Genomic DNA, 11551 nt, shown 5'->3' with positions numbered 1-11551 from the left:
GGAAGGCCGGAAATGGCTCAGCAGGGGAAAGACAACGGGGGAAAGCAAACGGATGACAGAAAATACGTCCAGCAGATCGAGCTGATTCTGCGAGCGTACGGCGAGGACGTCCAGGTCTATCCGCGGGACTGGCAGCGGCGCGAGGAGGGCGCCGACTACCTGTACCGCACCGGCACCGTGCTCGTCCGCGATGCCGACGTCGACCGGGTCGTCGAGCTCTTCGGAGGCGGCCGGCAGGGCGAGGGCGGAATCGGCGGGGTGACCCGGCTGCATCTGCCCGACAAGTACCCGCCGGGTGTGCCCGAGGAGCTAGGGCTCACCCAGGCGTATCTGCAGTTCGCCGACCTGCGACTCGGTCGGGGCGTGGTCACTCCGGAACACCTGTTCTACGTGACTCCTAGCGTGAGTCCGTGTCCCGCGACCGAACCAGAGGAGGTAGCGCCCGGGACCCCGCCAGATCCGGTCCTGCCGACTCCGCTCGTGTCCGGCGGCGCGGCGGACGGCGCCGGGGTGAAGGTCGTCGTACTCGATGTCGGTTGGTCCGAGGCGCCGGCGGCGTACTGGCTGGCCGGGGTGACCGGAGACCCGGAGGACGCGTTCGACGGAGCCGGGCAGATCAGGCCGTACGCCGGTCATGGCACGTTCATCGCCGGTGTGCTGCGAGCGATCGCGCGCAATGTCGAGGTCGTGGTGAAGAGCTACTTCACCACGACGGGCGCGATGTGGGAGTTCGATCTGGCGCTCGCACTCGACGAGGTGCTCGATCTGGGGCCGGACATCATCAGCCTGTCCGCCGGCACGCGGACGCGCTTCGATCTGCCGCCGCTCGGTCTGGACGTCTTCGTCCAGACCCATCTGGACCGCGTCAACGGTCTGACTCTCGTCGCCGCGGCCGGGAACGAAGGCACCCGGGACTATTTCTGGCCGGCCGCTTTCCCAGAGAGTGTCGGGGTCGGAGCCCTGGCGTCGAGCGGGCGGGATCGCGCGTCGTTCAGCAACTTCGGTGGCTGGGTCGATGTCTACGCACCGGGTGTGGACCTGATCAATGCGTTCCTCACCGGCACCTACAAGTGCACCGAGTCGCCTCATGTCGACGAACTGCGAAACTTCGCCGGGATGGCGCAGTGGAGTGGTACGTCGTTCGCGACGCCACTGGTCGCCGCACTGATCGCGGGACGGATGTCGGTCACCGGTGAGAACGCCAAGCAGGCTTCAGATGCGTTGCTGGCCTTCGCACTGACGCAGGCGGTGCCGGGTGTCGGCCCAGTCCTGCGGCCGGGTGACGCGCTGGCTTCACTGCCTTAGGCCGGTGTCGTGCGCTGACGCGGTACGGAACTCCGGCCTGACCACCGGACCTGCCGTACCGCGTCAGCCCTCCCCCCGACGAGCCTCCGGATCGCAATCCCCCCTGGTGCAACCTGGAGACATCCCCCATTTGTGCGGAGTCCGCGACGACAGACTGTGATACACCCCAGTTCAGAAATTCTCAGCGCGTCGGTTCTTGGGGCTTCTCGCACAGGAACGGAGCCCGGCCCGCGCCGGAGTGGTACGAGTACTGCGTGCCGGCAACCTCGAGGACCGTGTGGAAGCCGGCCACCAGTGCCTGGGTGTAGAACATGCCGGGTTGCGGGCAGCCGAGGCTCCCGTCGTTCCACGTCACCTCGGCCGCGCTGACCACGGTCACCTGCGCCGCGTCGACCCGCAGTCGCGCGGCCAGATCGGCCTTCGCCTGCTCGACCGGGTCGGCGGGCAGGGTGGGTGGGGTGGTGGGCTCCGACGTCGGGTCGGGTGATGCTGGATTCATCGACGGTTCCTCCCCGGATCCGGATTCGTTGCCGCATGCAACCAGCAGGACAGTCGCAACCGCAGTTGCGGCCATTACGCTTACTCTGCGCATCACGATCACCTCCCACAGTAGACGCCGTACGTCTTCGGTTCGTTGCAGCCCTGGTTACCTGGCAGTTGTTCAAGTGGTGTTTGCCGTATGTCAGCCGACTCCCTGAAGGATCACCCTGACCATACGCACCAAGGAGACCGCCATGCCTGTTGCACGTCGATCTGTCCTACGAGGCGCCGCCGCTGGTGCGGCCGGCGTCGGAATCGTCGGATCCGTACCGACCCTCGCCGACGCGACGCCGTCGTCGCACCACGAGCCGTTCCCGCAGCACCGTCCGTTCCCGCCGCTGCTCGACGACCCCAAGGGTGTCCTCGCCCTGCCGCCCGGGTTCAAGTACAAGATCGTCACGCAGGCCGGCCAGACCAAGCTCAAGAGCGGTCACCCGACGCCGACCCTGCACGACGGTACGGCGGTCTTCAAGGGCAGCCGGCACGACACGTACCTGCTGATCCAGAACCACGAGATCGGTGCCGCCGACCCGCTCGGCGTACCGCCGATCGAGGGCACCGTCTACGACAGCGGCGTCGGTGCGGCCGGTGGCTGCACGGTCATCTCGGTCGACCGGGACGGCAAGAACCTCGGCGAGTGGGTCGGCATCTCCGGCACCATCACCAACTGCGCCGGCGGCCCGACGCCGTGGGGCACGTGGATGACGTGCGAGGAGACCGAGAACAAGGCCAACGGCACCACCCGGCTGAAGGACCACGGCTATGTCTTCGAGGTCTGGGGCGACGGCAAGACCTCGCACCCGACGCCGCTGAAGGCACTCGGCCGGTACGCGCACGAGGCCCTCGCAATCGACGAGGACCGCACCCACATCTATCTGTCCGAGGACGCCTCCGGCCCGAACGGGACCTTCTACCGCTGGTCCGGACCGCGCGGCTACAAGCTCAGCTCGAAGAGCTGGAAAGACCTTGCGGACAAGGACTTCGGCACGCTCGAGGCCCTGGCCATCCTCGGTGACGACGGCAAGCCGATCCCGGACGTCGCGTACCTGACCTCGGCCCAGCTGCTCCGGCCGTTCCGGGTCGCGTGGGTGCCGGTGCCGGACCGCGACGGCGCGTCGGTGTCGGTCCGCAAGCAGTTCACCGACGACCAGATCACCCGGGGCAAGAAGTTCGAGGGCGTCTTCGGCACCCGGGACGGTGTGTATGTCGTGAACTCGTACGCCGAGTCCGGAACGGCCGACGTGCCGGTTGACGGCGTACCGCACGACGGCATGGTGTGGTTCTACAACTACAAGAACCGGACCATCCAGCTGGTCACGTACTTCCCGGAGAACGCCGCCGCGAACTCTCCGGACTCGAAGTACCAGGACCTCAACTTCGACGGACCGGACAACGTCACCGTCACGCCGTGGGGCTCGCTGATCCTGGCCGAGGACGGTCAGGCCAGCAGCCACGTGCTGAGCGCGACCCCGGGTGGGCCGACGTACGCGATCGCCCGGAACATGCTGAACGACTCGGAGTTCACCGGGCCGACGTTCTCCGAGGACGGCAAGGTGCTGTTCGTCAACATCCAGACCCCCGGTATCACGCTCGCCATCACCGGTCCTTGGCGCGACTACCTCGGCTGAGTGCGGCTAGCAAGGTGAGCGGACGGTCGTCTGGACCGACGCGCACCTCGTTCATCAGGTAGGAGTAGGCGGTTCCCCGGCTCGGCCACGCGCCGTGCCGGGATCCGCCGGCTCCGGCATGACCGAACATGTCGGCGGGATCGGCGGCAGCGGTCCGCAGTTCGAAGCCGGCACCGTAGGCGATCTCACTGCCCCACGTCGGCTCGATCCCCCGCCGGATCTCCCGGCGGGCCAGTTCGACGATCGCGGGTGCGAGTACGCCGTCGACCTTGTCCAGCAGCGACGCGTAGAAGCGCGCCATCCCGCGGGCCGTCGCGAATCCGCCGACCGCGGCGAGCCCCGCACTGCGGTACTCGACGCTGTTCCAGATCTTTTCGGCACCAGGCACCAGCAACGGATTAGGCCTGAAGAGCGGTTCTGGGAGCGGTTCGGCGGTGAGCACTCCGTCGGCCGCCACCATCGTGGCTGCCCGCCAGTGCAGCTCCTCCGGCAATCCGATCCAGACGTCCAGCCCCAGCGGTACGGCGAACTCCGCATCGAAGAATGCGCTGATGGTCCGGCCGTCCACCCGCCGTACCAGTTCGTCGACGAGCCAGCCCCAGGTGATCGCGTGGTACATGAACGCGGCCCGCGGATCGGCCACCGGCGCCTGCGCGGCCAGGTGCGCCGCCATCACGTCGTGGTCGAGGAGGTCGGCGTACCCGGCCTCGACCCACGGCAGCCGAGCCTGATGGGACAGCACCTCCCCAATCGTGATGCCTGCCTTGCCAGCCGCGGCGAACGCCGGCCAGTAGCGACTGAGGGGATCGTCGAGCGACACCTGGCCGCGTTGCACCAGGCGTAGTACGCAGGCGGCCGCGAGACCCTTGGTCCCGGAGAACATCAGCTGGACCGTGTCGCGATCCCAGGCCCGGCCGGTGTCGCGGTCCGCCGTACCACCCCACAGGTCGACGACCAGCTCGCCGTCCTGGTACGCGGCGAAGGCCGCTCCGAGCTCACCGCGCTCGGCGAAGTTGCGCTCGAATGCCTCGGCCACGGGCTCGAATCCTGCCGCTGTCCAGCCATCGATCATGGACTGATAGTACCGATCGTTCTTATCTTGTGCCAGTAGATGACACCGATCGGTACTCTGGTCTGCAGGAGGTGGTGCGGTATGCCGGTCAAGGCCGGAGAACGACTGGACCCGGAGGCGACGAAGGCCCGGATCCTCGCGGCGGCGGCTGAGGTGTTCACCCGGCGCGGCATCCACGCGGCCGGGATCAACGAGGTCGCGGAGGCGGCGGGCGCCTCCAAACTCACCATCTACAAGAACTTCGGCTCCAAGGACGGCCTGATCGAAGCCGTCCTCACCGATCGCACCCACCGGGTCCGCGCCTGGCACAACCACGCGGTCGAGCAGGCCGCGCCCGGCCGGGACCGGATCCTGGCCGTCTTCGACCTGATCGCGAGCTGGTACGCCGAGGCCGGATTCCGCGGGTGCGCGATGATGAACGCGGCCACCGAGGACCGCGGCCAGGACGGCGCCCCGCGGCGACTCGCCGCGGACCACCTCGCGTTCTACCGCGACCTGTTCGCCCGGCTCCTGACCGAGGTCGGCGTCCGCGACCCCGGGACCACGGCCCGGCAGCTGGTCGTCGTACTCGAAGGAGCGACGCTGATCAGCGCCGTCGAGCGCGACCCCGGTCTAGGCGCGGAGGCGCGCGTCATCGTGGAGACCCTGCTCGACGCGGCCTGAGCAACGCCGCACACACGACCACGCACGCCACCGCGAAACCGGCCGCCACGAAGAACGCGGCCGGGAACCCGGCTCGTTCGGCCACCAACCCGCCGAGCGGACCCGCCACCATCACCCCCAGATCCCAGAACGACGTCATCACGCCCATCGACACCCCAGGACGCAGCCCCCGCACGCGATCCAGGGTCATCGACACGCACGCCGGGTAGACCAGCGCCATCCCGAGGCCGGCCAGCGCGATGCACACCAGCGCACTCACAGGACCACGAGCAAGTGCCAGTCCCACCAGCGCGACGCTCTCGATCGCCACGGTCGAGACCGCCACCGCGCGACCGCCGTACCGGTCCACCAGCGGGCTGCCCGCGAACCGCACGACCAGGAAGGAGCCGGCGAACACGGCCAGCGCGATGTGGTCTATCACGATCCCACCGTCCCGCAGGCGTAGTACCAGCAACGCCGCGACCGTCCCGTAGCAGTACGCCGCCAGTCCAATGGTTGCTCCTGGCAACGGTACGCCGACCGGCAGGAGATCGCGGATCCGGCGGATCCGGACCAGCGGCTCGATCCGCCCGGGGTCGGCGCGGGTTGTCGACACCAGGATTGCCGACAATCCGGCGAGCCCCACGACGGTCCACCAGACCCGGTCGCCGCCCACCAGCGTGGCAATCACCGGACCGCCCGCCAGCCCGCCCCACATCGACAAGCCGAACCATCCCGCCAACCGTCCGCGCTGCGCCACCGGCGTCCCGGCCAGCACCCATGGCAATGCGCCCGAGAACAGCGCAGCCTCCCCCGCACCCATCACCAACCGGGCGACCAGCAAGGCGGCCAGGCCAGGCGCAAGCAGTTGCCCAACGCCACCAATGGCCGTCAGCACTCCCCCGGCCAGCACGACAGGACGCGACCAGCCGGCATCCGCCAGCCATCCGGCAAACGGGCGGCAGCACGCGGTCGCCAGGAACGCGATCCCAACCGCGGTGCCACTCGCCAGCGCACCCCCGCCGAACCTCTCCGGCACGTACGACGGCAACGCCTGCAGCGTCGCACCGAACGCGAGATACCCACACAGCACCGCCACCCACAACCGCCGGACCGGAACACTCATGGGCGAGATAGTACCGCTTGGTATTATCTCTGTCTGGGAGTGTCCACGAGAACAACCTCGCAGGCGTAGTGCTGGGATGCCGTCATCTCACCGCGGAACCACAACAGCGGGACGCGGGCGGGATCCCCCGGCGCGACGATCGGGCGGAGGTTGTCGGTGCTGGAGTTCTCGGTGACCGGTGTCCAGGTCCAGCTCTCGCCGGCATCTGCCGTACGCGCGTGGTAGATCTCGTGATGCTCGAGCTCGGTCCCGTCCCTGGGGTCGATCGGCGTGGAGACGTAGAGCGAGTCCACGTCGTACGGATCGATCGCGACCAGGCCGGTGTAGTCGTTCTCATGCACCAACAGACCCGGCCCGGCCTTGGCCAGCTGATGGACTTGCCACGTGCCGCCCGGCGCGAGGCGGGCGTAGAAGAAGCGGTGATCCGGCACCGGATGCCGTCGCGCAAAGGCGTCCTCGGGATTCTCCGGCGCGTCCTGGCGAGCCGACAAGACAGCCGCGAGTACGCCGTCCTCGCTACGCCGGATGTCGACCGTCCAGCAGTGCGTCATCGGCTCGCCGTCCCAGACTGAATCGGCCGCGAGCACAGTCGTGAGCTCTACCTGCGACGGAGCCTCGCCCTCCAGCACGGCTGGGTCCACGACCGTCCCGTCGCTCCGATGCAGGGCGCCGCGTTCGAGGTAGCCGTGATAGATCGAGTTGTTGTAGTCGCGGGGATGGTGGTCGGTCGTGATCAGATCGACCCGCGACGGGGTTGAGACGTAGCGCGTGTAGCCGTTGACGTAGCCGACCTTTGGGCGGGTGAACAGCTTGCCCGCGTACGTCCAGGTATCGCCGTCATCGTCGGAGACCAGGGCGCACGGATCGTCGTTGACCGCTCTTGCGAAGCAGTACAACCGTCCGTCGAGCTGGTGCAGGTTCGAGTACGTGACGCCGCGACCGCCCGTGTACGGACCCCAGTCGAACGTCTGCTCCGGCCCCCACGTCCGCGGATCTCCCGGCTCACTCACCCGCCACCGGGTCAGGTCATCGGTCTTGTGCTTCGTGTACACCGCCAGCCAGCGCCCATCGGCACGCCGCCACAACGCCGGCACATCGTGATCGTCGGCCTCGAACTGCTCATGCAGTACGACGATGTCGGTCGAACCGGACCGCAGATCCACAACGGTCAGCTCGACGTTGCCGGCTCGCTCCGCGCCGCCCGGACCTTCGGGCGCCGCGATGGACCCGACGACCAGCAGCTGGTCTTCCGGGTCCACCACCGCACGCTCATCCTGGAACCAGCACCAAGCACCGTTGTCATTGATCACCCGAGAAGCACCCATGGCGCAACAGTCTGTCAGCGCCCGGCCGCTCCCAGGGCTCCGATGTCCGGATCCGGCAAACGTTTGCCAGCATGTGGTCTTCTGCGGTCAGCTTCACTGCGGCCGATCGGGCGGTGGGATCAGGCGGCCGGGGTCTCCGACAGGCCGAACCCGCCGGTCCAGGCGATCTTCTCGCCGGCTGCGAGCGTGAGCTGGAGGAATCCGACCGCCTCGAGCTCGCGGGCGCGCTTCAGCGAACCGGCGTCGACGGCGCGCAGGCCGCCCTGGGAGACAACCCCAGCCAGCAGCTCCTTGGCCTCGACGTCGTCGCCGGCGATCAGGACCGTGGTCGGCACCTCGCCGGCCTGTCCGGTCGCGACCGTCGCGGCGAAGGTGGTGTTGAACGCCTTCACCACCTTGGCTTCGGGCAGCTTCTCCGCCAACTCAGCGGCGGCCGAGCCGTCCGCCGGCACGACCAGCGAGTCGAAGGTCTCGAAGTTCAGCGGGTTGGTGATGTCCACGACAACCTTGCCGGCCAGCTGGTCGCCGCGCTCCGCGAGTACCTGGGAGAGCGCCGGGTACGGCACCGCGAGTACTACGAGTTCGCCGGTGACGGGACGGTCCTTGTCGGTGGTGTCGAACAGCTCGACGGTGTTGCCGCCCTGCGTCGCGACGGCCGAGATGGCCTGACCCATGTTGCCCTTGCCAATGATGCTGACGTGCGTCATGTCGCTCTCCTGCGTTCGATTTGGTTGTGCGTTCAACCATTACGGTAGCGCAGGTTGGTTGTAGCTACAACCATTTGGATGAGAGAATCTCGTCATGACCGAACCGCGCTGGCTCGACGAGGCCCAACTCGCCGCCTGGGTGCGACTGGCCGCCGTACTCGAACTGCTGCCGGGCGTACTCGACACCCAACTACGTCGGGACGCCGGGCTGACGCACTTCGACTACTTCGTGCTGGCGATGCTCTCGGAGGCGCCGAAGCGGACACTGCGGATGACCGCCCTCGCACTCCGGACGAACTCCACGCTCCCCCGCCTCTCCCACGTCGTGAAGCGCCTCGAGGACCGCGGACTGATCGAGCGGTTCCCGTGCCCCGAGGACGCCCGTGCCACCAACGCCCGCCTCACCCCGGCCGGCTGGGAGAAGATCCAGGCAACTGCCCCCGGCCACGTCGACACCGTCCGCGACCACGTGATCGACGTCCTCACCCCGACCCAGATCACCCAACTAACCAAGATCACCGAAGCGATCCTCACCACCCTCGACCCCAACGGCCACCTCAGCCACGCCGACTAAGGCGTGTCTACGCGGCGGGTGCCAGTGGGAGTCACGCGGTACGTGAACCCGTGGGGTGTGGTCCATTCCAGGGTCTTGTGGTCGATGCGGCGCACGCTCCAGCCAGGGGCATGGGTCTTGACCCGGTGGGTGTACCGGCCCAGGGGTGCGAGGTTTTGGGTGTTGGTCTGGCCTGGTGGACCAAGCGGGTCGTAGGGCTGGATGTGGTCCAGGTCCATGCCGGGGTGGGTCTCGCGGGTGCCGAATGGGAACAGCTCGACCGGGTTGGCGAGTCGGACGCGCTCACGAATCCGGTCGGGAATCTCGTAGGCGTCGACGCTGATGGCGCCGTTGAGGTCGATGACGGGCTTCACGACGTACGGACCGTGGCCGACGAGCTCGGTCAGTTGATCGGCGAGGAGAGGGCCGATGCTTTCGGCGCGGAGTACTCCGCTGCCGGTGGCGAGAGTGTGGTCGGTGAGGTGGACGTAGATCTCGGTCTTGCCTGGGCGCAGTCGTCCACCGGCGGTGGAGGGGCTGGTGTAGGCGTCGTGTTTGATCTGGGCGAGGCGTGCGTGCAGGGCTCGCTGGGCGGCGGCGTCCATGGGTTCACCGTCATCGAGATCCAGGTGAAGGTTGGGATCGTAGGGTTCGATCGGCGTGGCGCGTTGGGTGTCGAGAGGGTCGGGCATGCCGGTCGCACTGGGCGGCGGCGCTTCGCGGTCCGCTTCGTCGTTCAGGCCGGGCTCGATCCAGTCCTTGGTCCGGTCGACCAGCAGTTCGTCGTCGTACGACTGGGAATCGGCTGCTCGCCCGAGTGCGATGTGGTCGCGGCGGCCGGCGGCCGGACCTGCAGGTGGAGTCAGTGGTGCGGTCTTCGCGGTGGCGGTCGCGGCTGGGGTGTTGCCGGCCTCGTGGCGGGCTCGGCGTAGGAGTTCTTGGGTGTAGCAGGGGTCGGCGATGATGCCGACGGCATCGGAGCGGCGGTGTTGGACGGGGCGGGTGTCGCCGAAGATCTTGAGTGCGTCGGCGATGTTCGCGATGGTGGCATCGTGGCGGGTGGCGTTGCTGCTGGCCGTGCGGATATAGATGGTCTTGGTGCCGCGGTCGTCAGACTGTCCGACGTACACGCCGCGTTCGCGGGTCTTCTCATCGGTTTCGGCGCGAGCGAGTTCTGGATCGGCGTGGTTCTTGGCGGCATTGACAATCTTCTCGAGTCGGTACGGGGTGATCGAGTCGATGATCGGTGCGATACGGCGGTCGACGTACCTGGCCGCCTCTTCGGAGAGCTTGGTGCAGTCGGCGACGATCCGGCGGGCCTTCCAGGCGGTGGCGTCGCCGGCCTGGACGCGTGCCCAGGTGAAAGGGAACCGGTGTCGCAGGGCAAGGGCGTGGCCGAGATAGTCGGCGGCGACGCGAGGGGAGATTCCGAGGATGACTCCGAATTCGGCGATGGCGAACTCGGCGATCTCGGGACATCCTTCGCCGCCGAGGACTACCGGGCGTTCGCGGCCGTCGCAGGAGCGGCGGCCCGGACGGGTCGGGCATTTATCGGGATGGTAGCGGTCCGCGTAGATCTGGGCATGTTCGAGGAGCCGGGCTTCGGCGCGGTTGACGACTGCGCGGTGTTCGGCGGCCGATTCCAGCAGGTCGGCCGTCGAGAGCGTCGCCAGATCTTCCTCGAACATGTGATCGACTCTATGTATCAATCGTTCGTGAAGCAAATGCAGATCGCACCGAAAAGCCTTATCCACAAGGGGAAACATCACACCAGATCGATCGGTGAGAACTGGTAGGCACCGCGGAGGTGCTTGCCGCGCGTGGACAGTGGGTTCGCGTTGGGATCCCGATGGAGTTGGATGGGCGTATGAGCGATCTGCGTGATGTCGAGGTGGCGATCAAGGCGGCTGAGGCGGGGGCTGCGGTGGTGCGGCAGAAGTTTGGTGGGGCGCTGACTCGGTACGACAAGTCGGCGACCGACTTCGCCACCGAGGCGGATCTGGAGGCTGAGCGGGCCATCCTCGCGGTGATCCAGGCCGAGCGTCCCGATGACGCCGTGATTGGCGAGGAGTACGGCGCGAGCGGTGAAGCTGAGCGCACGTGGTTGGTCGACCCGCTGTGCGGGACGCTCAACTTCGCGGCGCAGAACCCCTTGTTTTCCGTGAATGTGGCGTTGCAAAGCCCCACGGGGGACGTCGCTGCGGTCGCTCAGCCGCTCACCGGCGAGATCTTCTGGACCGACGGTACGACGGTTGCCGTGCGCAAGGATGGGATCGATTCCCCGGCCGCTCCGGACGCCACCTCGCGGATGGTGAACGTCGATATCGACGCGCCGCCGGAGGGTGATTTCATCGGGGCTCAACTGCTGACGGATGCGAAGCTCCGGGAGGCGTTCGCGCTCCGGGTCTGCTCGACCACCCTCATCCTCGCCTGGGTCGCCATCGGCCGCCAGGCCGCGTACATCACCGACGGCAACCTCCGCGACAGCGTCCACTTCACCGCCGGCACCATCCTCTGCCAGGCTGCGGGCGCCACTGTTACTGACCTCCGCGGCAACCCCCTTCACACCACCTCGGGCCTGATCGCCGCTGCCCCTGAAACCCACCCCCACCTCCGGACCCTCGTAACCCCTCACCTCACGTGACCCACGTGA

11 protein-coding genes are annotated in these 11551 nt (G+C 67.7%); 5 read left to right on the top strand and 6 right to left on the bottom strand.

Annotated elements, in window-relative coordinates; translation table 11 throughout:
- Positions 1 to 12: 12 nt before the first annotated feature.
- Entirely contained in the window at positions 13 to 1305 is a 1293-nt protein-coding gene (locus tag AB0L70_RS27675) for a S8/S53 family peptidase (protein WP_363689114.1), read from the top strand.
- Between the two features lie 181 nt (positions 1306 to 1486).
- Here AB0L70_RS27675 and AB0L70_RS27670 read toward each other — a convergent pair whose 3' ends face one another.
- Positions 1487 to 1804 carry a hypothetical protein gene (locus AB0L70_RS27670; RefSeq protein ID WP_363689112.1) on the bottom strand — a complete coding sequence of 106 codons (318 nt, stop codon included), beginning with the start codon at positions 1802 to 1804 and terminating at the stop codon, positions 1487 to 1489.
- A 235-nt stretch (positions 1805 to 2039) separates the two neighbouring features.
- Between AB0L70_RS27670 and AB0L70_RS27665 the strand changes: the two genes are divergently transcribed.
- Entirely contained in the window at positions 2040 to 3473 is a 1434-nt protein-coding gene (locus AB0L70_RS27665) for an alkaline phosphatase PhoX (RefSeq protein ID WP_363689110.1), read from the top strand.
- On the opposite strand, the gene AB0L70_RS27660 is transcribed toward AB0L70_RS27665, so the two are convergent.
- A complete protein-coding gene (locus AB0L70_RS27660) occupies positions 3442 to 4545 on the bottom strand; it encodes a serine hydrolase domain-containing protein (RefSeq protein ID WP_363689108.1) in 1104 nt (367 codons plus the stop codon). The two genes, AB0L70_RS27665 and AB0L70_RS27660, sit on opposite strands and share 32 nt — an antisense overlap.
- A gap of 81 nt (positions 4546 to 4626) precedes the next feature.
- Here AB0L70_RS27660 and AB0L70_RS27655 point away from each other — a divergent pair, with 81 nt between their 5' ends.
- On the top strand, positions 4627 to 5208 hold the full coding sequence (locus AB0L70_RS27655) for a TetR/AcrR family transcriptional regulator (protein ID WP_363689106.1): 582 nt from the start codon (positions 4627 to 4629) through the stop codon (positions 5206 to 5208).
- On the opposite strand, the gene AB0L70_RS27650 is transcribed toward AB0L70_RS27655, so the two are convergent.
- From AB0L70_RS27650 to AB0L70_RS27640, 3 genes are all read right to left on the bottom strand, one after another.
- On the bottom strand, positions 5177 to 6313 hold the full coding sequence (locus tag AB0L70_RS27650) for an MFS transporter (RefSeq protein WP_363689104.1): 1137 nt from the start codon (positions 6311 to 6313) through the stop codon (positions 5177 to 5179). The genes AB0L70_RS27655 and AB0L70_RS27650 overlap by 32 nt on opposite strands.
- Positions 6314 to 6336: 23 nt before the next feature.
- A complete protein-coding gene (locus AB0L70_RS27645) occupies positions 6337 to 7638 on the bottom strand; it encodes a BNR-4 repeat-containing protein (RefSeq protein WP_363689102.1) in 1302 nt (433 codons plus the stop codon).
- A 119-nt stretch (positions 7639 to 7757) separates the two neighbouring features.
- On the bottom strand, positions 7758 to 8345 hold the full coding sequence (locus AB0L70_RS27640; RefSeq protein ID WP_363689100.1) for an NADPH-dependent F420 reductase: 588 nt from the start codon (positions 8343 to 8345) through the stop codon (positions 7758 to 7760).
- A 94-nt stretch (positions 8346 to 8439) separates the two neighbouring features.
- Between AB0L70_RS27640 and AB0L70_RS27635 the strand changes: the two genes are divergently transcribed.
- Positions 8440 to 8919, top strand: coding sequence for a MarR family transcriptional regulator (locus tag AB0L70_RS27635; protein ID WP_363689098.1), 480 nt, complete (start codon positions 8440 to 8442; stop codon positions 8917 to 8919).
- Here AB0L70_RS27635 and AB0L70_RS27630 read toward each other — a convergent pair.
- A complete protein-coding gene (locus tag AB0L70_RS27630; protein ID WP_363689096.1) occupies positions 8916 to 10586 on the bottom strand; it encodes a DUF222 domain-containing protein in 1671 nt (556 codons plus the stop codon). The two genes, AB0L70_RS27635 and AB0L70_RS27630, sit on opposite strands and share 4 nt — an antisense overlap.
- 179 nt (positions 10587 to 10765) lie before the next feature.
- Here AB0L70_RS27630 and AB0L70_RS27625 point away from each other — a divergent pair, with 179 nt between their 5' ends.
- Entirely contained in the window at positions 10766 to 11542 is a 777-nt protein-coding gene (locus tag AB0L70_RS27625) for an inositol monophosphatase family protein (RefSeq protein WP_363689094.1), read from the top strand.
- The last annotated feature ends 9 nt before the right edge of the window (positions 11543 to 11551 follow it).

This window comes from Kribbella sp. NPDC051952 (genome assembly GCF_040680855.1).
In the GTDB taxonomy this organism is placed as follows: Bacteria; Actinomycetota; Actinomycetes; order Propionibacteriales; family Kribbellaceae; genus Kribbella.
The sequence above is the reverse complement of the archived record's forward strand: the minus strand, read 5'-3'. Positions and strand labels throughout refer to the sequence as shown.